13 protein-coding genes, 1 tRNA gene and 6 rRNA genes are annotated in these 24,047 nt (G+C 41.6%); 3 read left to right on the top strand and 17 right to left on the bottom strand.

Annotated elements, in window-relative coordinates:
- Positions 1–117: 117 nt before the first annotated feature.
- The gene (locus QKW49_RS18845) at positions 118–552 is read right to left on the bottom strand and encodes a MarR family transcriptional regulator (RefSeq protein WP_282864186.1); all 435 of its coding nucleotides are present in this window, start codon (positions 550–552) and stop codon (positions 118–120) included.
- A gap of 261 nt (positions 553–813) precedes the next feature.
- Between QKW49_RS18845 and QKW49_RS18840 the strand changes: the two genes are divergently transcribed.
- Both QKW49_RS18840 and QKW49_RS18835 read left to right on the top strand, forming a co-directional pair.
- Entirely contained in the window at positions 814–1,029 is a 216-nt protein-coding gene (locus tag QKW49_RS18840) for a hypothetical protein (protein ID WP_282864185.1), read from the top strand.
- Between the two features lie 86 nt (positions 1,030–1,115).
- A complete protein-coding gene (locus QKW49_RS18835; protein WP_282864184.1) occupies positions 1,116–2,501 on the top strand; it encodes a hypothetical protein in 1,386 nt (461 codons plus the stop codon).
- Between the two features lie 129 nt (positions 2,502–2,630).
- Here the strand turns inward: QKW49_RS18835 and rrf (QKW49_RS18830) are convergent.
- The 4 genes from rrf (QKW49_RS18830) to QKW49_RS18815 all read right to left on the bottom strand — a co-directional run bounded on the left by rrf (QKW49_RS18830) (position 2,631) and on the right by QKW49_RS18815 (position 8,486).
- A 5S ribosomal RNA gene (gene rrf, locus QKW49_RS18830) occupies positions 2,631–2,747 on the bottom strand.
- A gap of 242 nt (positions 2,748–2,989) precedes the next feature.
- Positions 2,990–5,834 (bottom strand): 23S ribosomal RNA (locus tag QKW49_RS18825).
- A 493-nt stretch (positions 5,835–6,327) separates the two neighbouring features.
- Positions 6,328–7,852, bottom strand: a 16S ribosomal RNA gene (locus QKW49_RS18820).
- The 16S, 23S and 5S rRNA genes sit together here, the layout of an rRNA operon.
- Before the next feature lie 558 nt (positions 7,853–8,410).
- Positions 8,411–8,486: transfer RNA gene (locus tag QKW49_RS18815), tRNA-Ala, on the bottom strand.
- Between the two features lie 386 nt (positions 8,487–8,872).
- Here QKW49_RS18815 and QKW49_RS18810 point away from each other — a divergent pair.
- A complete protein-coding gene (locus QKW49_RS18810) occupies positions 8,873–9,046 on the top strand; it encodes a hypothetical protein (protein WP_282864183.1) in 174 nt (57 codons plus the stop codon).
- A gap of 214 nt (positions 9,047–9,260) precedes the next feature.
- Here QKW49_RS18810 and QKW49_RS18805 read toward each other — a convergent pair whose 3' ends face one another.
- From QKW49_RS18805 to citD, 12 genes are all read right to left on the bottom strand, one after another.
- Positions 9,261–10,082: a hypothetical protein gene (locus QKW49_RS18805; RefSeq protein WP_282864182.1), complete on the bottom strand. Its 822-nt coding sequence runs from the start codon at positions 10,080–10,082 to the stop codon at positions 9,261–9,263.
- A 371-nt stretch (positions 10,083–10,453) separates the two neighbouring features.
- Positions 10,454–10,690, bottom strand: a complete 237-nt coding sequence (locus QKW49_RS18800; RefSeq protein ID WP_282864181.1) for a TRAP transporter large permease subunit — start codon at positions 10,688–10,690, stop codon at positions 10,454–10,456.
- Between the two features lie 90 nt (positions 10,691–10,780).
- Positions 10,781–11,191, bottom strand: coding sequence for a TRAP transporter substrate-binding protein DctP (gene dctP / locus QKW49_RS18795; protein ID WP_282864180.1), 411 nt, complete (start codon positions 11,189–11,191; stop codon positions 10,781–10,783).
- 225 nt (positions 11,192–11,416) lie between these two features.
- Positions 11,417–11,533: ribosomal RNA gene (gene rrf, locus QKW49_RS18790) — 5S ribosomal RNA — on the bottom strand.
- Between the two features lie 242 nt (positions 11,534–11,775).
- Positions 11,776–14,620: ribosomal RNA gene (locus QKW49_RS18785) — 23S ribosomal RNA — on the bottom strand.
- A gap of 493 nt (positions 14,621–15,113) precedes the next feature.
- Positions 15,114–16,638, bottom strand: a 16S ribosomal RNA gene (locus QKW49_RS18780).
- Positions 16,639–17,375: 737 nt separating this feature from the next.
- Positions 17,376–18,611 (bottom strand): threonine ammonia-lyase, encoded by a 1,236-nt coding sequence (ilvA, locus tag QKW49_RS18775; RefSeq protein WP_282864179.1) that lies wholly within the window; start codon positions 18,609–18,611, stop codon positions 17,376–17,378.
- A gap of 64 nt (positions 18,612–18,675) precedes the next feature.
- The gene (locus QKW49_RS18770) at positions 18,676–20,580 is read right to left on the bottom strand and encodes a sigma 54-interacting transcriptional regulator (RefSeq protein WP_282864178.1); all 1,905 of its coding nucleotides are present in this window, start codon (positions 20,578–20,580) and stop codon (positions 18,676–18,678) included.
- 304 nt (positions 20,581–20,884) lie between these two features.
- The gene (locus tag QKW49_RS18765; RefSeq protein WP_282864177.1) at positions 20,885–21,187 is read right to left on the bottom strand and encodes a citrate lyase holo-[acyl-carrier protein] synthase; all 303 of its coding nucleotides are present in this window, start codon (positions 21,185–21,187) and stop codon (positions 20,885–20,887) included.
- A gap of 303 nt (positions 21,188–21,490) precedes the next feature.
- A complete protein-coding gene (gene citF / locus QKW49_RS18760; protein WP_282864176.1) occupies positions 21,491–22,894 on the bottom strand; it encodes a citrate lyase subunit alpha in 1,404 nt (467 codons plus the stop codon).
- Positions 22,891–23,778 carry an aldolase/citrate lyase family protein gene (locus QKW49_RS18755; RefSeq protein WP_349239040.1) on the bottom strand — a complete coding sequence of 296 codons (888 nt, stop codon included), beginning with the start codon at positions 23,776–23,778 and terminating at the stop codon, positions 22,891–22,893. The genes citF and QKW49_RS18755 overlap by 4 nt, the downstream gene beginning before the upstream one ends.
- On the bottom strand, positions 23,775–24,047 hold the full coding sequence (citD, locus tag QKW49_RS18750; protein ID WP_282864175.1) for a citrate lyase acyl carrier protein: 273 nt from the start codon (positions 24,045–24,047) through the stop codon (positions 23,775–23,777). Before citD ends, QKW49_RS18755 begins: the two co-directional genes overlap by 4 nt.

Here is a 24,047-nt window from a genome sequence, read left to right as displayed (position 1 = left end):
GGACGGTTCTCCTGTCACCCAAAACCGTTGTGACATGAAAACCGTCCCCGTGTCACATTTTTTCTTCTACGCCTGACTGTAATGTACTTAGTGTTATTTATATAGTTATTTATATAGTTATTTTCTATATCTTTGTGCATTTTCTAAAACCTTACTCAATAGATTTATCACTGCCTCCTCTTCCTGGGCACTTAAACCTTTTGCTATCACTGCATTCCACCGGTATAATTCCTTCTTAACCAATGGAACGATTGCTTTACCTTTCTCTGTCAGAAATAATCTGTACGCCCGTGAGTCTTCATGATCTTCTTCCTTAATTAAATATTCAAGTTCAATTAACCGCTTAATAGCCCTTGCAGACATCGCCTTATCAATATTCAGCTCTTTACTGATTTGATTTTGGTTGATGCCTTCCTTTTCATAAAGCGTAAGCAAATACGGGTATGTTCCACTGCTTAGTTTATATTTTGCAAGCGCCTCATTTGCATAAGCTTGGGTACATCTATAAAGGTTATTAGCAAGTTTTGTTAATGGCGGCTTCCCTTCTTTCATATCTTATGCCCCTCTCTTTTTAACGTATTTATAAAATCATCTTCTTTCTCTGGCTATAATCGCATTTTTGCATAAAATAGTAATAACAGAATAAGATAGTCACTCTTTAACAAAAGCTAAAGTAAATTATGATGATACTTTCTTTAGTCACATAATAAAATACAACAAAATAGTTGATTAGTCAACTATTTTGTTAGTTTTACTCTTATGAATATTATTTAAAGAGTTTGATAAACTAGCTCTAAGGAGGTATGAACCTTTATGGAAAAAATAGAAAAAATGATTCAGCATCTTGAAAACTATGGATCAATTACTATGAATGGTAAAAATATTACTGCATCTATTACAGAAGTAGATGGAAAAGAAGGATATCTATACATTAGTGACATGCATGAGTCCTTTAGTAGCAGTGAAGAAGCGATCAGGGAGATATTGCATAGATTTAACGGCGTGAATAATATAGTAGAATGGCTATAAAAATCTCTAATGAAATAAGAAAATTCTTCCGATACAAAATATAGCAGGTAAATATTTTTCTATTTTTCAGCATCGGGAGGCTTACTATGGATCAAATGCTTCACGTCCTTGAGTCAAATACTCTGTTAAACGAGGGGCAGATATATCGCATTAAAAATTATATTTATACCAAGTATCCTCATATACTGGAGCATAAAAGAGTAGAGTTGCTTTCCAATACCCTTCACCGCATTCTTGATGATACCTTAAAAGAGTTTGAAGATACCTATAGAAGCTTACTCAGAAAACGTATTATCGAGAATACACTTGCAAAGGGTCAGATGAACATTAGCCAGTCCGATGTCATTCATTCTTATTTCGGTCTTGATCATAAACCGGAAAATACTTTGCATTCACTAAAAGAGTGGTTGAAAGGTAAAGGATGGGAGGAGACTGTTGCTGAAAACATTACACAGTATTTTTCCGAAATTCTTTATGAGCATTCTACTGTTATCTCTTCAGGCTGGAACACTGATTCTTTGATAACAAAATCAGCTTCTACGCTGTTTCATGAGACAACAAAGAATACATCGGAAGATGCTTTAACATACGCCGAAGTTCTTGTTGACCCGATAGAAGCTGCTTCTATACGCAGCGATGATATTTCAATGTCAGTCAAATCCACAACCATATTGTATGATATGGTTTCGAGATGGACACAAGCTGCGTTGCTCTGCAACAAGTTTTTTAAGAAAGTTGTATTTCATAATCTATCCTCACGCTGGCAAACGGCGCTTATGGCTCTTTCTCTACTAGCTACTGTAATAATCGTCGTTCAAAATCCCGGATATATAGAAACTACAGCATCAGAACAGCCGACTGTCATGGTGGAAAGCCTATTGGCTTCCAAAGAAATTCAGCCGACCACATATATGAAACATGACTTCATATATACAACCACATCCAATTCAGAAAATAGTGGTGTAATACCGGCTACCGCACCTAAAGAAACTGAAAGAATAGAAAGTAAAAAAACTGCTGCCGGTGTACTACCTGAAAAACTAAGATATCACAATATTAACACCAGCAAGCTAAAGAAGTTTCTGGTATCCCGCAACTCCCTGCTTGCAGACGAACCTTATTTTGAGACCATTATCTCAACGGCTCGCGAATATGATATCAACCCATTGGTGTTATTCTCCATCACCGGACAAGAGCAATCTTTTGTCCCAAAGAACACTCGCCATACTGAAAAAATTGCAAATAATCCATATAATGTTTTTGGCAGCTGGAAAAAATACAATACAAACATTAAAGATTCATCCACTATTGCCGCCAAAACCATTCTATCTCTTTCAAAAGATCGTCCGGAAGGAGTAGATCCTTTTCAATGGATCAACCGCAAGTATGCGGAAGATAAGGAATGGTGGGTCGGTGTGCGGAAGTTTTATATCATGCTCGAAAAAGAAACGCTAGCAAGTGAACCTGAATAAATGTACAATGTTTCGATGTACAATTTTATTGCTTTTCTCTGTCATATATATTTACATTGGATCATTGTGCATTGTACATTTTTCCCGATAATAAAAAAAGCACATCCTAATGGATGTGCTTTTTTTCAGTTCCGGCAACGACCTACTTTCCCAGGAAGTCACCCTCCAAGTATCATCGGCACTGTGGAGCTTAACTACCGTGTTCGGAATGGGAACGGGTGTAGCCTCCACGTTAAAATCACCGGAATGCCATTCAAACTTTGTTTGAATGATTGTACAATGTTTCAATGGACAATGTACAATTTTATTGCTCTTTTCTGGTACTTCATTGTACATTGGATCATTGTCCATTGTACATTTTTTAATGTACCTTCAAAACTATACAATGTAAATCATGAGTACTTCTTTGGAAAAACCTACTTCATATATATCTCTCTTTGTTTACTAATGGTCATTGTACATTGTACATTGTCCATTGTAAATTCCTTTTGGTCAAGCCCTCGGTCTATTAGTATCGGTTAGCTCCATACATTACTGCACTTCCACCTCCGACCTATCTACCACATAGTCTACGTGGGACCTTACTAGCTTACGCTATGGGAAATCTTATCTTAGGGGGGGCTTCACGCTTAGATGCCTTCAGCGTTTATCCCTTCCGCACTTAGCTACCCAGCTGTGCCATTGGCATGACAACTGGTGCACCAGAGGTGCGTCCATCCCGGTCCTCTCGTACTAAGGACAGCTCCCTTCAAATCTCCTGCGCCCGCGACAGATAGGGACCGAACTGTCTCACGACGTTCTGAACCCAGCTCGCGTACCGCTTTAATGGGCGAACAGCCCAACCCTTGGAACCTACTACAGCTCCAGGATGCGATGAGCCGACATCGAGGTGCCAAACCTCCCCGTCGATGTGGACTCTTGGGGGAGATAAGCCTGTTATCCCCAGGGTAGCTTTTATCCGTTGAGCGACGGCAATTCCACTCTCATACCGCCGGATCACTAACTCCAACTTTCGTTACTGTTCGAGGTGTCTCTCTCACAGTTAGGCTAGCTTATGCGTTTGCACTCTTTGCGCGATTTCCGACCGCGCTGAGCTAACCTTTGAGCGCCTCCGTTACTCTTTTGGAGGCGACCGCCCCAGTCAAACTGCCCACCTGACAGTGTCCCATACCCGGATTACGGGTACTGGTTAGAATTTCAGTATCTCAAGAGTGGTATCCCAACGTCGACTCCGACAACACTGGCGTGCTATCTTCTCAGTCTCCCACCTATCCTGTACATGAAATACCAAAATCCAATATCAGGCTACAGTAAAGCTCCATGGGGTCTTTCCGTCTTGTCGCGGGTAACCGGCATCTTCACCGGTACTACAATTTCGCCGGGTACGTTGTTGAGACAGTGCCCAAGTCGTTACGCCATTCGTGCGGGTCAGAACTTACCTGACAAGGAATTTCGCTACCTTAGGACCGTTATAGTTACGGCCGCCGTTTACTGGGGCTTAAGTTCACACCTTCGCTTGCGCTAAGCATTCCCCTTAACCTTCCAGCACCGGGCAGGCGTCAGCCCCTATACGTCGTCTTTCGACTTAGCAGAGACCTGTGTTTTTGCTAAACAGTCGCTTGGGCCTATTCTCTGCGGCCAGGTCACCCTGGCACCCCTTCTCCCGAAGTTACGGGGTCAATTTGCCGAGTTCCTTAACAACGCTTCTCCCGTTCGTCTTAGGATTCTCTCCTCACCCACCTGTGTCGGTTTGCGGTACGGGCACCTAACCAATATATAAGCTTTTCTCGTCAGTGTAGAATCGTCTGCTTCGCTACTTGTTTTCGCTCCCTTTCGCCGCACTCAACCAACGGTGCGGTCAGACTATCTTCCTGCGTCCCTTATATACTTATCGGCTTCGGTGGTTACGGAATTTCAACCGTATGTGCATCGACTACGCCTCTCGGCCTCGCCTTAGCTCCCGACTAACCCTGAGCGGACGAACCTTCCTCAGGAAACCTTAGGTTTTCGACGATTATGATTCTCACATAATTCTCGCTACTCATTCCGGCATTCTCTCTTCTATCTCGTCCACATGTCCTTGCGGTCATGCTTCAACCTGTCATAGAAAGCTCCCCTACCCAGTATTGCTACTGCCAAAGCTTCGGTATAGATTTTAGCCCCGTTACATTTTCGGCGCAGAATCACTCGACCAGTGAGCTATTACGCACTCTTTAAATGAGTGGCTGCTTCTAAGCCAACATCCTGGTTGTTTTAGCAACTCCACATCCTTTTCCACTTAAATCTATTTAGGGACCTTAGCTGTTGATCTGGGCTGTTTCCCTTTTGACTATGAAACTTATCTCCCATAGTCTGACTCCCGGACATCATTTATGCGGCATTCAGAGTTTGATAGGGTTCGGTAACCGGATAAGGCCCCTAGCCCATTCAGTGCTTTACCTCCGCTAAATTAATCCGAGGCTAGCCCTAAAGCTATTTCGGGGAGAACCAGCTATCTCCGAGTTCGATTGGAATTTCTCCGCTACCCACAGCTCATCCCCCAATTTTTCAACATTGGTGGGTTCGGTCCTCCACGAAATTTTACTTCCGCTTCAACCTGTCCATGGGTAGGTCACCCGGTTTCGGGTCGTATACAACGAACTGCGCGCCCTTTTAAGACTCGGTTTCCCTTCGGCTGCGGTGCTTAACACCTTAACCTTGCTCGTTACATACACTCGCCGGACCGTTCTACAAAAAGTACGACATCGCACCTTAATGTGCTTTGTCTGCTTGTAAACACAGGGTTTCAGGTTCTATTTCACTCCCCTCCCGGGGTTCTTTTCACCTTTCCCTCACGGTACTATGCGCTATCGGTCATTAGGTAGTATTTAGGCTTGGAGGGTGGTCCCTCCTGCTTCCCACAGGATTTCTCGTGTCCCATGGTACTCTGGATCCTGCTAGCTCACTTCGGTTTTCACATACGGGACTCTTACCCTCTATGGTCTACCTTTCCAGGTAGTTTTGCTAACCTTCATGATACATATTGCAGTCCGCAACCCCTAAAGTATTGCTACTTCAGGTTTGGCCTCTTCCCCGTTCGCTCGCCACTACTTAGGGAATCGATGTTTCTTTCTCTTCCTCCGCCTACTTAGATGTTTCAGTTCAGCGGGTATTCCTCCATACAGCTATGAATTCACTGCATGGTGACTGGATATTGCTCCAGCCGGGTTCCCCCATTCGGATATCTGCGGGTCAATGGCTATTTGCGCCTTACCGCAGCTTTTCGCAGCTTATCGCGTCCTTCTTCGGCTCCTAATGCCAAGGCATCCACCCTGTGCTCTTATTAGCTTGACCTTTGTTTAGTGAATAGTTAGTAGTGAATAATGAATAGTGTTATTCATCTTCCTACTGCTTTTCACCTCAACAGTCTGGTGTTCTCCTTAAGAATTATATGAGTAAAGTTTTCCTTTAAAATTGTAGTGTAATACAGTGGTTCCACTGCGATTACCCTTTTTTAATCTTTTCCTCATGTCTTTACATTGTTTAGTTTTCAAGGTACATTTTGTTTAGTTAATAGTGAATAACTAATAATGAACAGTTATCTTCTATTAACTTTTGAAAGATCATTTTCTTAGTGACTGCTAACAGCTTCCATTCATAGCTTTTAAACTATTCATTATTCACTATTAACTATTCACTAAAAAGAACTTGGTCTTTCAAAATTAAATAGCGTAAGAGTTCTCGTGAAGATCATACTAATATGATCTATCGACCATAGGATTGGCTCCATCCGTTAATAATTATTAACTATTCGTTATTCACTATTAACTGGAGCTCTGCTCCTTAGAAAGGAGGTGATCCAGCCGCACCTTCCGATACGGCTACCTTGTTACGACTTCACCCCAATCATCAGCCCCACCTTCGACTGCTGCCTCCTTACGGTTAGCTCACAGGCTTCGGGTGTTACCGACTCTCATGGTGTGACGGGCGGTGTGTACAAGGCCCGGGAACGTATTCACCGCGGCATGCTGATCCGCGATTACTAGCAATTCCGACTTCATGTAGGCGAGTTTCAGCCTACAATCTGAACTGGGACCATTTTTGGCGATTTGCTCCACGTCACCGTCTTGCTTCGCTCTGTTAATGGCCATTGTAGTACGTGTGTAGCCCAGGACATAAGGGGCATGATGATTTGACGTCGTCCCCACCTTCCTCCGATTTGTCACCGGCAGTCTCGCTAGAGTGCCCAACTTAATGATGGCAACTAACAATAGGGGTTGCGCTCGTTGCGGGACTTAACCCAACATCTCACGACACGAGCTGACGACAACCATGCACCACCTGTCTTACAGTTCCCGAAGGCACTCCCAAATCTCTTTGGGATTCTGTAGATGTCAAGCCCTGGTAAGGTTCTTCGCGTTGCTTCGAATTAAACCACATACTCCACTGCTTGTGCGGGCCCCCGTCAATTCCTTTGAGTTTCAACCTTGCGGCCGTACTCCCCAGGTGGGATACTTATTGTGTTAACTCCGGCACTGGAGGGGTCGATACCCCCAACACCTAGTATCCATCGTTTACGGCGTGGACTACCAGGGTATCTAATCCTGTTCGCTCCCCACGCTTTCGCGCCTCAGCGTCAGTTACAGTCCAGAAAGCCGCCTTCGCCACTGGTGTTCCTCCTAATATCTACGCATTTCACCGCTACACTAGGAATTCCGCTTTCCTCTCCTGCACTCAAGAACTACAGTTTCAAATGCAGCCCCGGGGTTGAGCCCCGGTATTTCACATCTGACTTGCAGTCCCGCCTACACGCCCTTTACACCCAGTAATTCCGGACAACGCTCGCCACCTACGTATTACCGCGGCTGCTGGCACGTAGTTAGCCGTGGCTTCCTCCTCTGGTACCGTCATGTTTCTTCCCAGAAGACAAAAGTTTACGACCCGAAAGCCTTCTTCCTTCACGCGGCGTTGCTGCGTCAGGGTTTCCCCCATTGCGCAATATTCCCCACTGCTGCCTCCCGTAGGAGTCTGGGCCGTGTCTCAGTCCCAATGTGGCCGATCACCCTCTCAGGTCGGCTACTGATCGTCGCCTTGGTGAGCTTTTACCTCACCAACCAGCTAATCAGACGCGAGTCCATCTTATACCGGATTGCTCCTTTGATCAAACAGCCATGCGACTATCTGATATCATGCGGTATTAGCACATCTTTCGATGTGTTATCCCCCTGTATAAGGCAGGTTACTCACGCGTTACTCACCCGTCCGCCGCTAAAATTGGTATCCGGTAAACCTTCAACCAATCTCCGCTCGACTTGCATGTGTTAGGCACGCCGCCAGCGTTCGTCCTGAGCCAGGATCAAACTCTCAATAAAAATTTATTGAACGTTTAATTAGCTCAAAATTATCACTAGCTTTACTTTGTTATAAAGTACGCTAAAGTTTTCTCAAATCATCAATAATTATTAACTATTCGTTATTAATTATTAACTATATTAAACGAGAACCTCTTACGCTATCCAATTTTCAAAGACCAATTTAGTACTGCTCACTGAAGCAGCTTTGCTATTATATCAAACTTTATTTCGTTTGTCAACAGCTTTTTTCTTGGTAATTTCTTCATCGCTCTTGTGAAGCGACAAAAGCTATCTTACCATGATCAACTCTGTTTGTCAATAGCTTTTTCTTTGGTAACTTTTTCATCGCTCTTTCGAAGCGACAAGAGCTATCTTAACATAATCTCTTATGTCTGTCAACACTTTTTTTACGGAAGTTCTATCCATTCAATCAGTGTTGCTTTTCTGTATCAATATAGCTCATTAACTATACAGCACAGTTATTGCTAAGAACTTATCTATTTAGTTACCGTCAATAGTTTCATTATAATAGCTTTTAAACTATTCATTATTCACTATTACCTATTCACTAAATAGTGGTGGAGATGAGGAGAGTCGAACTCCTGACCCCCTGCTTGCAAGGCAGGTGCTCTCCCAACTGAGCTACACCCCCACGGTTTTTGTCACCTGTTGTCACAAGCGACAGCTTTAATAATATATCATATCCTCTTACATTATTCAATCAATCTTTATCTTCAATTATCACTATAAGCAGATATTATACAAATTTATTTCCTCTATTCTAGTGCTAATACAAGTATACTTTCTTAATCTCACTTTTAAGCAATAAAGATCCTAAATTATTGTTAGTCAAAATTTTTTATAAAATAATATAAAGTTTACAAATTGTTAATAGTTCATTAACTTTCTTAAAGTACAATATAAATATACCGATAGATTAATTTCTTTCTTATTTCGGGCACCGTATGGTCCCCCTTACGGTGCCCTCTATATAATCGGGATTCTGTTTACGAACGCTATTAAAAAGGAGTAGTATAAATGAATTATAATGACACACTAAAGACATTAAAACAAGAAATTATTGAACTTCATCGTACAATATCTAAAATATATTCCGGTGAAATTAAAACCGGACAAAACGCGCTGCAATTGATTCATCAACTAACATATTTAAATACTGAATATAAGAGATTAAAGTCACTAAACAAGTAAAAAGCTACGGAAAATAAATATGATGAAAAGATGGCTTTTCTATATCACATAATTGCATTCAATAAATAAGTCAAGCGTATACTGAAAAAAGAACCCTTTTTTAATTTTAGACTTTTGTCGTTATCAATAAAAGAGTTCTTTTTTTGATTATAACCCTACGATTCATCGTATAGTTGAAAGCAGGAAAATTCCCCTATTATATTCTTTAGAAAAGTCAAGAATCCTTTCCATTTACCTGAAGATACTTTTGAATATCTACATAAATACTATCTATATTTCCAAAGTCATCACTAAACCAAATTTCTATTTCTTTTGGGTTCTCAATCGGTTCTAAAGTAATACTCCCCTTTAAGTGTGTGTCGTTATAAGAAGCAGAAGCCCCTCTCATCCTACAATTTGCTCCGTTAACTCTTACTTTATCTATATTATACTTTCCGGGCTGGCTTTCATATTCAATACTGGTAGCCATCTTACCAAAAGCAATTCTATTAATGGTGATATCAGATTTTCCTATTTTTTTAGATATTTTTTTGGAAATAACAATTGAATTAGCGTATCCGGGTGAAAAGACCACGGGAAGCGGTATCGTTTGTTTGGCGATGATTGGATTAGCGGTATTATTTGAATCTTCTATGTTAACATCCAAGTATATTGTACTAGAAGATTGAGGAATCGTTTCTTCATATGTAATTACACCATTCTGCTCAACTGCGGATGTTACACTGCTATTTGAAACTCCCCCGAAAATCCTGCCATTTGCATCGGATAACTCAAAACAAAAATCTTGCCCTTTTTTAAGCTTACTATTGCTATATATGATACTATATCCGGTTACATCGTTACATACTTTTTCAATCTTGAAAACAGTGGGCCCAACTTGATAAGTTTGATTGATCTGTTGTACCATTCCTGCGTTCTCTGCCCTCTTCCATGCTTTTTCATTATAGCTTTTTATTGGAGCACAACCTGCAATAATAAGTAAAACTGCACTGATGATTAATAAAATATACATGCTTTTACATTGATATCCGAACATACAAGTCTCCCAAATTAAGAAATATTTTATCGTTAAAGGTAAATCCTTCCTTATTATAACATTTGTATACTTACTTTACAAGAAAACCAGAAAGAACTAGCGTAGTTATTCAGCATATCTTCTGTAACCTCTTCCACCCAAATGAGTTACGATAGGCAATAATATTGGGATCACTATAACAATAATTCACGACATACCCACCATGGTTCCCAGTACTAAAAGAAGAACATTGATCATTAGTAATATAAGTATCTTACTTTGGGTGATTCCTAAAATCACCTGTGCTAAATATGTTGGAATTTTTAAATAGGCAATCAACCATCCAAAAGCTCCGGCAGAAGCAATTAAAATAAATACTATTGATAAGGTCTTTATAGACCTGCCAAAAATAATCTACCAATAGACACACTGCCTGCGGCTAAAGCATAAATAACCATGTCATGACTTGGAGGTACCAGCAAACCTTGAATAGAGCTAGCCATAGTAACGGTTGTAGCAAAATCCGTATCATATCTATCCTTTTTCATCATGGGAATATGTATTGCCCCCAGAGAAAAAGTATCTGCCGTCGCCGACCCAGATATTCCGCCAAAAAACATACTCGCCATAATGTTTAACATCAATCATACAGGGATAACCAAAAGTTCGTGATTATCCCTGTAATCTTCAAAAACATTTGTTAAACTGGAAATAATAACTTACTTAGAGTTCTGAATCTTACTAATGACATCCTCAAACCCTGCACCATATTTTTCATAAAGCGGTTTGACAGCATCACGCCATTCCTGCGGATTTTCAACTTCCGTAATCTTAACTCCACTTTCTTTTAGAGACTTGATAAATTCTTCATCCTTTTTGCCTGAGATTTCATTGAAATATTTTTTACTTTCATTAAAAGATTCTATAATGAGTTTCTTATCTTCATCACTTAACTTATTCCATACTATCTCTGAAAAGACAGTAATATTCGGACTCATTTCATGCCCCTCTAAAGTATAATATTTAGATATTTCATAAAACTTGTTGGAATAGTATCCTGAAATAGGATTCTCTGCACCGTCTACTACCCCGGTTTGCAGTGCACTGTATACTAAAATAGTTTGGATCATTATATCCCACTCTTAGACTTGTCTCTAATTGCAGTAGCTGATATTTGGATGTTAAAGCTGTCCCAAAAGGTTCGTACTGTGGTTTTACATACTACTATATGTATTCAAATTCTGTGAACTGTAAACCGTTAACTGTGAACCAGTCATGTACATTGGACCATTGTGCATTGTACATTTTTCCCGATAATAAAAAAAGCACATCCTAATGGATGTGCTTTTTTTCAGTTCCGGCAACGACCTACTTTCCCAGGAAGTCACCCTCCAAGTATCATCGGCACTGTGGAGCTTAACTACCGTGTTCGGAATGGGAACGGGTGTAGCCTCCACGTTAAAATCACCGGAATGCCATTCAAACTTTGTTTGAATGATTGTACAATGTTTCAATGGACAATGTACAATTTTATTGCTCTTTTCTGGTACTTCATTGTACATTGGATCATTGTCCATTGTACATTTTTTAATGTACCTTCAAAACTATACAATGTAAATCATGAGTACTTCTTTGGAAAAACCTACTTCATATATATCTCTCTTTGTTTACTAATGGTCATTGTACATTGTACATTGTCCATTGTAAATTCCTTTTGGTCAAGCCCTCGGTCTATTAGTATCGGTTAGCTCCATACATTACTGCACTTCCACCTCCGACCTATCTACCACATAGTCTACGTGGGACCTTACTAGCTTACGCTATGGGAAATCTTATCTTAGGGGGGGCTTCACGCTTAGATGCCTTCAGCGTTTATCCCTTCCGCACTTAGCTACCCAGCTGTGCCATTGGCATGACAACTGGTGCACCAGAGGTGCGTCCATCCCGGTCCTCTCGTACTAAGGACAGCTCCCTTCAAATCTCCTGCGCCCGCGACAGATAGGGACCGAACTGTCTCACGACGTTCTGAACCCAGCTCGCGTACCGCTTTAATGGGCGAACAGCCCAACCCTTGGAACCTACTACAGCTCCAGGATGCGATGAGCCGACATCGAGGTGCCAAACCTCCCCGTCGATGTGGACTCTTGGGGGAGATAAGCCTGTTATCCCCAGGGTAGCTTTTATCCGTTGAGCGACGGCAATTCCACTCTCATACCGCCGGATCACTAACTCCAACTTTCGTTACTGTTCGAGGTGTCTCTCTCACAGTTAGGCTAGCTTATGCGTTTGCACTCTTTGCGCGATTTCCGACCGCGCTGAGCTAACCTTTGAGCGCCTCCGTTACTCTTTTGGAGGCGACCGCCCCAGTCAAACTGCCCACCTGACAGTGTCCCATACCCGGATTACGGGTACTGGTTAGAATTTCAGTATCTCAAGAGTGGTATCCCAACGTCGACTCCGACAACACTGGCGTGCTATCTTCTCAGTCTCCCACCTATCCTGTACATGAAATACCAAAATCCAATATCAGGCTACAGTAAAGCTCCATGGGGTCTTTCCGTCTTGTCGCGGGTAACCGGCATCTTCACCGGTACTACAATTTCGCCGGGTACGTTGTTGAGACAGTGCCCAAGTCGTTACGCCATTCGTGCGGGTCAGAACTTACCTGACAAGGAATTTCGCTACCTTAGGACCGTTATAGTTACGGCCGCCGTTTACTGGGGCTTAAGTTCACACCTTCGCTTGCGCTAAGCATTCCCCTTAACCTTCCAGCACCGGGCAGGCGTCAGCCCCTATACGTCGTCTTTCGACTTAGCAGAGACCTGTGTTTTTGCTAAACAGTCGCTTGGGCCTATTCTCTGCGGCCAGGTCACCCTGGCACCCCTTCTCCCGAAGTTACGGGGTCAATTTGCCGAGTTCCTTAACAACGCTTCTCCCGTTCGTCTTAGGATTCTCTCCTCACCCACCTGTGTCGGTTTGCGGTACGGGCACCTAACCAATATATAAGCTTTTCTCGTCAGTGTAGAATCGTCTGCTTCGCTACTTGTTTTCGCTCCCTTTCGCCGCACTCAACCAACGGTGCGGTCAGACTATCTTCCTGCGTCCCTTATATACTTATCGGCTTCGGTGGTTACGGAATTTCAACCGTATGTGCATCGACTACGCCTCTCGGCCTCGCCTTAGCTCCCGACTAACCCTGAGCGGACGAACCTTCCTCAGGAAACCTTAGGTTTTCGACGATTATGATTCTCACATAATTCTCGCTACTCATTCCGGCATTCTCTCTTCTATCTCGTCCACATGTCCTTGCGGTCATGCTTCAACCTGTCATAGAAAGCTCCCCTACCCAGTATTGCTACTGCCAAAGCTTCGGTATAGATTTTAGCCCCGTTACATTTTCGGCGCAGAATCACTCGACCAGTGAGCTATTACGCACTCTTTAAATGAGTGGCTGCTTCTAAGCCAACATCCTGGTTGTTTTAGCAACTCCACATCCTTTTCCACTTAAATCTATTTAGGGACCTTAGCTGTTGATCTGGGCTGTTTCCCTTTTGACTATGAAACTTATCTCCCATAGTCTGACTCCCGGACATCATTTATGCGGCATTCAGAGTTTGATAGGGTTCGGTAACCGGATAAGGCCCCTAGCCCATTCAGTGCTTTACCTCCGCTAAATTAATCCGAGGCTAGCCCTAAAGCTATTTCGGGGAGAACCAGCTATCTCCGAGTTCGATTGGAATTTCTCCGCTACCCACAGCTCATCCCCCAATTTTTCAACATTGGTGGGTTCGGTCCTCCACGAAATTTTACTTCCGCTTCAACCTGTCCATGGGTAGGTCACCCGGTTTCGGGTCGTATACAACGAACTGCGCGCCCTTTTAAGACTCGGTTTCCCTTCGGCTGCGGTGCTTAACACCTTAACCTTGCTCGTTACATACACTCGCCGGACCGTTCTACAAAAAGTACGACATCGCACCTTAATGTGCTTTGTCTGCTTGTAAACACAGGGTTTCAGGTTCTATTTCACTCCCCTCCCGGGGTTCTTTTCACCTTTCCCTCACGGTACTATGCGCTATCGGTCATTAGGTAGTATTTAGGCTTGGAGGGTGGTCCCTCCTGCTTCCCACAGGATTTCTCGTGTCCCATGGTACTCTGGATCCTGCTAGCTCACTTCGGTTTTCACATACGGGACTCTTACCCTCTATGGTCTACCTTTCCAGGTAGTTTTGCTAACCTTCATGATACATATTGCAGTCCGCAACCCCTAAAGTATTGCTACTTCAGGTTTGGCCTCTTCCCCGTTCGCTCGCCACTACTTAGGGAATCGATGTTTCTTTCTCTTCCTCCGCCTACTTAGATGTTTCAGTTCAGCGGGTATTCCTCCATACAGCTATGAATTCACTGCATGGTGACTGGATATTGCTCCAGCCGGGTTCCCCCATTCGGATATCTGCGGGTCAATGGCTATTTGCGCCTTACCGCAGCTTTTCGCAGCTTATCGCGTCCTTCTTCGGCTCCTAATGCCAAGGCATCCACCCTGTGCTCTTATTAGCTTGACCTTTGTTTAGTGAATAGTTAGTAGTGAATAATGAATAGTGTTATTCATCTTCCTACTGCTTTTCACCTCAACAGTCTGGTGTTCTCCTTAAGAATTATATGAGTAAAGTTTTCCTTTAAAATTGTAGTGTAATACAGTGGTTCCACTGCGATTACCCTTTTTTAATCTTTTCCTCATGTCTTTACATTGTTTAGTTTTCAAGGTACATTTTGTTTAGTTAATAGTGAATAACTAATAATGAACAGTTATCTTCTATTAACTTTTGAAAGATCATTTTCTTAGTGACTGCTAACAGCTTCCATTCATAGCTTTTAAACTATTCATTATTCACTATTAACTATTCACTAAAAAGAACTTGGTCTTTCAAAATTAAATAGCGTAAGAGTTCTCGTGAAGATCATACTAATATGATCTATCGACCATAGGATTGGCTCCATCCGTTAATAATTATTAACTATTCGTTATTCACTATTAACTGGAGCTCTGCTCCTTAGAAAGGAGGTGATCCAGCCGCACCTTCCGATACGGCTACCTTGTTACGACTTCACCCCAATCATCAGCCCCACCTTCGACTGCTGCCTCCTTACGGTTAGCTCACAGGCTTCGGGTGTTACCGACTCTCATGGTGTGACGGGCGGTGTGTACAAGGCCCGGGAACGTATTCACCGCGGCATGCTGATCCGCGATTACTAGCAATTCCGACTTCATGTAGGCGAGTTTCAGCCTACAATCTGAACTGGGACCATTTTTGGCGATTTGCTCCACGTCACCGTCTTGCTTCGCTCTGTTAATGGCCATTGTAGTACGTGTGTAGCCCAGGACATAAGGGGCATGATGATTTGACGTCGTCCCCACCTTCCTCCGATTTGTCACCGGCAGTCTCGCTAGAGTGCCCAACTTAATGATGGCAACTAACAATAGGGGTTGCGCTCGTTGCGGGACTTAACCCAACATCTCACGACACGAGCTGACGACAACCATGCACCACCTGTCTTACAGTTCCCGAAGGCACTCCCAAATCTCTTTGGGATTCTGTAGATGTCAAGCCCTGGTAAGGTTCTTCGCGTTGCTTCGAATTAAACCACATACTCCACTGCTTGTGCGGGCCCCCGTCAATTCCTTTGAGTTTCAACCTTGCGGCCGTACTCCCCAGGTGGGATACTTATTGTGTTAACTCCGGCACTGGAGGGGTCGATACCCCCAACACCTAGTATCCATCGTTTACGGCGTGGACTACCAGGGTATCTAATCCTGTTCGCTCCCCACGCTTTCGCGCCTCAGCGTCAGTTACAGTCCAGAAAGCCGCCTTCGCCACTGGTGTTCCTCCTAATATCTACGCATTTCACCGCTACACTAGGAATTCCGCTTTCCTCTCCTGCACTCAAGAACTACAGTTTCAAATGCAGCCCCGGGGTTGAGCCCCGGTATTTCACATCTGACTTGCAGTCCCGCCTACACGCCCTTTACACCCAGTAATTCCGGACAACGCTCGCCACCTACGTATTACCGCGGCTGCTGGCACGTAGTTAGCCGTGGCTTCCTCCTCTGGTACCGTCATGTTTCTTCCCAGAAGACAAAAGTTTACGACCCGAAAGCCTTCTTCCTTCACGCGGCGTTGCTGCGTCAGGGTTTCCCCCATTGCGCAATATTCCCCACTGCTGCCTCCCGTAGGAGTCTGGGCCGTGTCTCAGTCCCAATGTGGCCGATCACCCTCTCAGGTCGGCTACTGATCGTCGCCTTGGTGAGCTTTTACCTCACCAACCAGCTAATCAGACGCGAGTCCATCTTATACCGGATTGCTCCTTTGATCAAACAGCCATGCGACTATCTGATATCATGCGGTATTAGCACATCTTTCGATGTGTTATCCCCCTGTATAAGGCAGGTTACTCACGCGTTACTCACCCGTCCGCCGCTAAAATTGGTATCCGGTAAACCTTCAACCAATCTCCGCTCGACTTGCATGTGTTAGGCACGCCGCCAGCGTTCGTCCTGAGCCAGGATCAAACTCTCAATAAAAATTTATTGAACGTTTAATTAGCTCAAAATTATCACTAGCTTTACTTTGTTATAAAGTACGCTAAAGTTTTCTCAAATCATCAATAATTATTAACTATTCGTTATTAATTATTAACTATATTAAACGAGAACCTCTTACGCTATCCAATTTTCAAAGACCAATTTAGTACTGCTCACTGAAGCAGCTTTGCTATTATATCAAACTTTATTTCGTTTGTCAACAGCTTTTTTCTTGGTAATTTCTTCATCGCTCTTGTGAAGCGACAAAAGCTATCTTACCATGATCAACTCTGTTTGTCAATAGCTTTTTCTTTGGTAACTTTTTCATCGCTCTTTCGAAGCGACAAGAGCTATCTTAACATAATCTCTTATGTCTGTCAACACTTTTTTTACGGAAGTTCTATCCATTCAATCAGTGTTGCTTTTCTGTATCAATATAGCTCATTAACTATACAGCACAGTTATTGCTAAGAACTTATCTATTTAGTTATCGCCAATAGTTCCATTTGATAGCTTTTAAACTATTCATTATTCACTATTAATTAAAAGCTGTCTGTCAACACTTTATTAACTGGTAGTTTAACCCTTATTTTGCATTAGTTCAATATAATAAATTTAGTACCTCGGCTTCGAAGGCACTTCTCTTATAAAAGAACATCCCTTATAGAACAACTATATGTTAATAGTTTTTTATTCCTATCTTTAATAAGAGAAATGTCCTTTTGCCAACATATGAATTAATATATTTTCATTATATTATAACCGTCATTTTTAAGTACTTTTACAATTTGCCGGATATGTTCATGCCCATTGGTTTCAACTGTTACTTCAAGCTGCACATTCATAAATCTATCTAGGGCTTTAAACTGATTATGGTCGAGTTTCACAACATTTGCATTTGCGTCTGCGAGAAGCTGAGAAATTTTTAAAAGCTCTCCTGGTTTATCTGCTAATTCAACTGAGAAGCAGAAAAGACGCCCACGCGACACGAGACCACGGTCAATCATAGCCGATATTGTTACAACATCAATATTACCACCACTAACCAAGCATACGATTTTTTTATTTTTTTCTTTGATTTTCTTAAGTGCCGTAAGAGATAATACCCCGGCATTCTCTCCAATAAGTTTATGTCTTTCTAAGAGCACTAAAAAAGATTCCATAATTTCAAAATCAGAAACAGTAACAATCTCATCAACAAAATTCTTAATAATTGAAAATGTAATATCCCCGGGTTTTTTTACCGCAACTCCATCTGCTATAGTATCTACAGTATCAAGATGGACAAGTCTGTTACTTTCCATAGAAACTTTCATAGCTTTGGCGCCTTCCGGTTCCACACCGATTATTTTTATATCTGGTTTAAGTATTTTTGCAGCCGCCGCTATACCACTGATCAGACCTCCGCCTCCTATCGGAACAACAATACAGTCTATATCTTGTAATTCTTGTATGATCTCTAAACCGATGGTTCCCTGACCGATAATTACATCCAAATCGTTAAATGGATGGATAAAGACATATCCTTTTTCCTTTTCTAATCTTCGTGCTTCAGCGTAGGCCTCATCATAGCAATCTCCAAAAAGCACTACATTTGCCCCATATCCCTTTGTTGCATCAACTTTAATCAGTGGTGTGGTTTTAGGCATAACAATTGTTGCCTCTACACCGAGCTTTTGGGCAGCAAATGCAACTCCTTGCGCGTGATTTCCGGCTGATGAAGCAATTAGACCTCTTTGTCTTTGTTGCATAGATAGTTTGCTGATTTTATTATAGGCTCCGCGAATTTTAAATGCGCCGGTAGTTTGTAAATTTTCAGGTTTTATATAAACATCATTGCCTGATTCGTTGCTAAAAATCCTACTATGGATAAGTTCGGTTTTAATTAACACAGACCTTAAACAGTCTCTTGCCTTCTCAAATTCTGATAATTTTAATGAATCTAAAATTGTATTCCATTTTACGTTTTTCATTATAAGCCCCCTCGTACAATTGTCATTAGTAAAACTGTGTTTTTACGGCTGCCGGTAATCATTTCTATCGTTCATTATTTATTCTCCACAGCGTTGTTCTGCTAATCCCTATCTTCTTAGCCAGAACTTCTTTACTATATGGAAATATAAATTCAAGCTTTTCCAACAGTTCTTTTGTCAGCCCTTTTTTTTCACCCTCCTCTGTATCACTTATTCCGTTACTCCTTAGAACATCTAATAATAACCTTTCCTCACCGATTGCCCTCACTAAAATATCATGATATTTTATCTTCCTTGTACCTTTTGCAATACTAAAGAAAAGATAAAACCTCTCACATACATTTTGGAGTTCTCTGATATTGCCCGGCCATGAATACATAGTTAATATTTTAAGAATTTCAACAGGAATCTCAAGCTTATAGTCATCTACATCAACTTTTTTATTTAAAAGAGCATTGAATATATAAATTACATCATCATCCCTCTCTTTGAGTGAGGGAATTTGAAGCTGCAAAACATTAAGCCTGTAAAGCAAGTCACGTCTAAACTCATCATTAGAAGCATTCTCTAAATTCTTATTTGTTGCCGAAATAATGCGCACATCAATTGGGATGATCCTGTCACCGCCCACCCGCATCACTTCTTTTTCTTGTATGACTCTAAGAAGGCGTGCTTGAAGATTAATTGACAGTTCACCTATTTCGTCTAACAAAAGAGTTCCACCGTTAGCGATCTCGAATAAACCTACTTTTCCACCTTTTTTACTTCCAGTGAATGCCCCTTCTTCATATCCAAAGAGCTCACTTTCTAGTAAATTCTCAGGAAGTGCAGAGCAATTGATAGCTACAAATGGTCCCCTATTCCTAAAACTAAAATTATGGATACTTTGAGCAAACATTTCTTTTCCAACACCCGTTTCTCCCGTAATTAAAATATTAGAATCCGACTTTGCAAAAATTTTAGCTTGCTCAATAGCACTCTTATAATTGTCAGACTTTCCCAGTATATCTCTAAAGCTGTTTTTGGCTTTAAACCCTTTTTCGTTATTAATTGCTTGTGCCTTCTTTTCAGCTCTAAAATAATCGGATACAGGAGATAACATCGCAAGGGCACCTATCACTTTTTTCCCGTCATCTATTGGAAGCGTGCTTACAACAACTTTATTGTCATTAATTTCTCTTATAATTTTATCAGCAGGTTGACCTTCCTTGATAATTTCATCTAAATTGCACTCTGGAACAACATTTGCTGCATAATTCCCTCTTGCTTTATCCATAGATATTCCTACAACCTTTTCTGCCGCCGAGTTATAAGTAATGATTTTACTCTCTTCATTTGCAAGTATGATTCCTACCGGACTCAGTTCGATGATGGCTTTTATAAAATTAGATCTTTCTCTTTCTTTCCGAACTGCCACTGCAAGGTCCTTGGCTTCCATAATAGCATTAGCAATGGTTTCTTCACCAGGATATATCAGTATCCCGTTCTTACCTATCCTATTCGAAATCTCAACAGCTAAACCTGCACCTATTACCACATTCGCGTCAATTTCTCTCAATTTAAATTCGAGTTCCTCCGTACTGCTATAGATAATATGGAATATTTTAATTGAAAAATGATGTTCAATATTTTTGAAGTCATGGCGTGGCTCATCAATATAGTTTACAATTGCTATATTTCTATCTACTTTGATAGCCTTAAAAATGGCCTCTAAATAATCCATTGCATTCAGTTTAATTTTGATAACATTTGCTTCAGTTGCTTTCATAACATATTCAGCGTTCGCTCCACCCCCGATAAATACATCTGTTCCATTTCTCAGCTCCTTATTGACCTGCTCCACGAGCTCGTCACGTATGCCATATAAGGTATATAGCTCCAGATCGGGATCGTTATTTTTTTTTATCACATTTTGTACTAACAAATCCAATCTTTTATAGGTCAAACAACCAATTTTATACCTCTGCATAATCCTTCCTCCTTGCTACCCTTTAGCTAGCAATATCTACTAGCAGCGTACTTATCGCTATTACCAAACCCGTTCAATCTAATATACCAACTCTGATAACCTGGCATCACTTAATTCTAGCGTCTGCACATTTTCAAGCTCATATTGCTATTAAAAGCTGCCTTTTTATATTAATAATAGCACAAAAGATAGAGGTTTAGATAGAATCTTGCACAAGGAATGATTATCCTATTTCTCGATTAATAATGTACTGTTAGAAATAACACTAAAATGATATATAAATAACTGATCTGTACTAGAACTATTAAATGATTTTACATATAATTTTTTGTTTTCCCTGATGAACGGCGAAACCTCTTACCTTTATATTTACATAATAAGCCGCCGACTTATCACATACAAAGCATTTTCGCGGAGGAATACAGAGCTCCTCCCGTCCAATCTGGACTCCACTTTTATCCATCACATCTATATCAAGTATTCTTCCAAAAACCAGATTATTTTCAGCCTCTACACATACCTTTCTTACATTAACTCCCTCTGCCGAAGTAACAATATAAGCTTCGTATCCATCGACGGACCGATAAACTTCCTTATATATAGCCATGATATTTTTTTATCTAGAAAATCACATATCCTATCATACATCAACGGGAAAATTGTATCCATATTCTCCCCGTATGCCCATCACGCCATACTTTTTAAATAGTTTTTCTCCTTTTGTTGTTGGCGACTCAATGTTTGTTTCAAAATCAGAAAGAGCGGATTTTGCGGTCACCGCGCAATAGTGACAAACATTGTTGGGATTAAACCCTATTTTTCTTGAATGACAAAAACCTGCCACAGTGGATATGATAGATAAAGAAAAAATAGCCCCCTTATGGGTGTTGATTCCTCTTTAATATCTATATTATTTTACATTTCTTATTGTATCAATGACTCGCCCATCCCTGTATACAACTTTTCCTACTACTTTATCTCCTAAGCTCACAGGTTCAGGCTTTCCTGTTAACCGTTCTGCTTTTTCTCTTAATACTTCAATATCTACAATGGGTAACCCTGCTTCAATCAGTCTTTCTTTTAATATCGCATTTTTAGGATTGACAGCGATTCCTCTTTGCGTAACCAAAACATCTACAGTGTCACCTGGCGTGGAAGTTGTAAGAACTTTTTCAACTACAATGGGAAGCCTTGCCCTAAAGAGTGGCGCAACAATCATTGCTAACTTCGCACCGGCCGCAGCATCGCTATGCCCTCCCGAACCTCCGATAATATATCCGTTTGAATCGGTATGGACGTTCACATTAAAGGATGTATCTATTTGTGTTGCTCCTAGTATTACAACATCCAGATTGTCTACCGCGCTGCCTTTTGTGTGAGGCCCGGCATAGAATGAAGCGGTGATTTCCTGGTGGTTCGGATTTTTCTTTAGGGACTCTACCGCTTTTAGGTCAAAACACTGCACATCCAGTAGTTTCTTAAATACTCCTTCTTCAAGAAGATCAACAAAATAGCCCGTGATTCCTCCCAGTCCGAAGCTCCCTGTTATATTCTGTTTTTTCATGATGTCTTTTAAATACTGGGTTGCCGCAAGAGAGGCTCCTCCGGCTCCTGTCTGAAAAGAAAATCCGTCTTTTAACAGTCCCGAATACTCTATGACTTGTGCAGCATATTTGGCAATGGTCAGTCCTACCGGATCCCGGGTAATTCGTGTAGTACCTGATACAATCCCTTTTGGATCTCCTATGCTGTCAACTTTTACAACATAGTCTATTTTTGTTTGATCGATAGATATGGGTGATAACGGATGGTCTACAAGGTAGTCGGTAATAGCCACTACTTTTTTAGCACATGCAGCATCGGGATAAGCATATCCTAATGATCCGCATGCAGAGGGCCCATCCACTCCGTTGATATTTCCGTAAGCATCTGCCGCCGGTGCTGCTATGAATGCGATATCAATGGAAAGCTCTCCCGTTTCAATGGCTGCCGGCCGACCGCCGTGGGTTCTGAAAATGACCGGCTCCTTCATCATCCCCTCTGAAATGGCTTTTCCCACAGGAGCACTCATGTAATTGGTGTCAATACCTGTTACCACGCCACTTTGTATTAAATCGACGATGGGCGCATGGGCATTATGAATGGAGCTTGCACTGATTTTTATATCTTTATATCCCATTTCTGCAATCGTATTCATTACCATATTCAATACATAATCACCGTTTCTTAAGTGATGATGAAATGATACTGTCATTCCGTCCTGCAGTCCGCATAGTTTTATGACTTCTTCCAATGATTTTACCAGCTTTTTCATTTCGTCTGCCTCCTTCCCAGGCTTTCTGCCATCTCCAAGATCTGTCTTGCTCTTTCTACGATGGGCGCATCTATCATCTTCCCATTCAATGAAATCGCACCTTTCCCCTGCTTTTTAGCCGTTTCAATCACTTCCATCACATCTTGAGCGTATTCTATTTCTTGTTGGGAAGGAGTAAAGATCCTATTTACATGGTCAATATGTCTGGGGGAAATAACCGCTTTCCCGTTAAATCCCATTTCTCTTGCAAATACTGCATCTTTGATGAGTCCTTCTTCATCATCCACATCGGTAAAAGGCGTATCCACTGCCGGAAGGCCTGCAGCTTTTGCTGCTACCAGTATTCTTGACCGGCTGTAGAATATTTCTTTCCCTTCTTTTGTCCGTTTCGCTTTTAAATCGGCTGTTAGGTCTTCCGCACCAAGATATAAAGCGTCAATTCTCGGACTGGCTTTTGCAATTTCAAAGGCATTCTCTATCCCCAATGCCGTCTCCAGCAATGGCATAAGCTTTACTTTGTTTAACGGCAGTCCTTTTTCTTTTTCTATATTTGTAATATAGCTATCGATGATTTCTATGTCTTCCCTGCATTGTATCTTGGTAGGTAAAATTACATCCGGCTGTTCAGGGATGATGACCTCCAAATCCCTTTTCCAAAAAGGTGTGGATAAGGAATTGATTCTTACGATAACCTCTACTCCTTCATACTCAAGGCTTCTTAATGCGTTTCTTACTAATATTCTTGCGGCATCTTTTTCATTGGGTGATACCGCGTCTTCCAAATCCAATATGATGCTGTCTGCCCCAAAAACATCGCCATTTAAAAGCATACCGGGATTATTTCCCGGAATAAAAAGCATCGTTCTTCTCATCTTAGCCATCATTCTTCCCCCTTGCTCCTTAAGATTGCGGTCTCCATTCGGGCTTTTAATGTGCAATCCAGTGCACCTTTGTCCTGTACCCGGATATATGCATTTGTGATATCGAAATCTGCCAAGACCTCTCTGATATTCTTTCTGATTTTATCTCCAAACTGTTTTTCAACGATGCTTTCTACCGTTAGTTCTATCCCTTCTCCTTTTGGCGGCCCTAAAGTAATGAGAGCATCATTAGACTCTAAAGAACCGGCCATCACCATTTTATTAATAATCAT

Source organism: Petroclostridium sp. X23 (assembly GCF_030013905.1).
In the GTDB taxonomy this organism is placed as follows: Bacteria; Bacillota; Clostridia; order SK-Y3; family SK-Y3; genus X23.
This window is presented reverse-complemented; position numbering and strand designations above follow the sequence as displayed.

Excerpts from the sequence above, each read along its gene's own strand:
- QKW49_RS18845 (WP_282864186.1), bottom strand. The coding sequence starts at position 552 with ATGAAAGAAGGGAAGCCGCCATTAACAAAACTTGCTAATAACCTTTAT.
- QKW49_RS18840 (WP_282864185.1), top strand. The coding sequence starts at position 814 with ATGGAAAAAATAGAAAAAATGATTCAGCATCTTGAAAACTATGGATCA.
- QKW49_RS18835 (WP_282864184.1), top strand. The coding sequence starts at position 1,116 with ATGGATCAAATGCTTCACGTCCTTGAGTCAAATACTCTGTTAAACGAG.
- QKW49_RS18810 (WP_282864183.1), top strand. The coding sequence starts at position 8,873 with ATGAATTATAATGACACACTAAAGACATTAAAACAAGAAATTATTGAA.
- QKW49_RS18805 (WP_282864182.1), bottom strand. The coding sequence starts at position 10,082 with ATGTTCGGATATCAATGTAAAAGCATGTATATTTTATTAATCATCAGT.
- QKW49_RS18800 (WP_282864181.1), bottom strand. The coding sequence starts at position 10,690 with ATGGCGAGTATGTTTTTTGGCGGAATATCTGGGTCGGCGACGGCAGAT.
- dctP (WP_282864180.1), bottom strand. The coding sequence starts at position 11,191 with ATGATCCAAACTATTTTAGTATACAGTGCACTGCAAACCGGGGTAGTA.
- ilvA (WP_282864179.1), bottom strand. The coding sequence starts at position 18,611 with ATGAAAAACGTAAAATGGAATACAATTTTAGATTCATTAAAATTATCA.
- QKW49_RS18770 (WP_282864178.1), bottom strand. The coding sequence starts at position 20,580 with ATGCAGAGGTATAAAATTGGTTGTTTGACCTATAAAAGATTGGATTTG.
- QKW49_RS18765 (WP_282864177.1), bottom strand. The coding sequence starts at position 21,187 with ATGGCTATATATAAGGAAGTTTATCGGTCCGTCGATGGATACGAAGCT.
- citF (WP_282864176.1), bottom strand. The coding sequence starts at position 22,894 with ATGAAAAAGCTGGTAAAATCATTGGAAGAAGTCATAAAACTATGCGGA.
- QKW49_RS18755 (WP_349239040.1), bottom strand. The coding sequence starts at position 23,778 with ATGATGGCTAAGATGAGAAGAACGATGCTTTTTATTCCGGGAAATAAT.
- citD (WP_282864175.1), bottom strand. The coding sequence starts at position 24,047 with ATGATTATTAATAAAATGGTGATGGCCGGTTCTTTAGAGTCTAATGAT.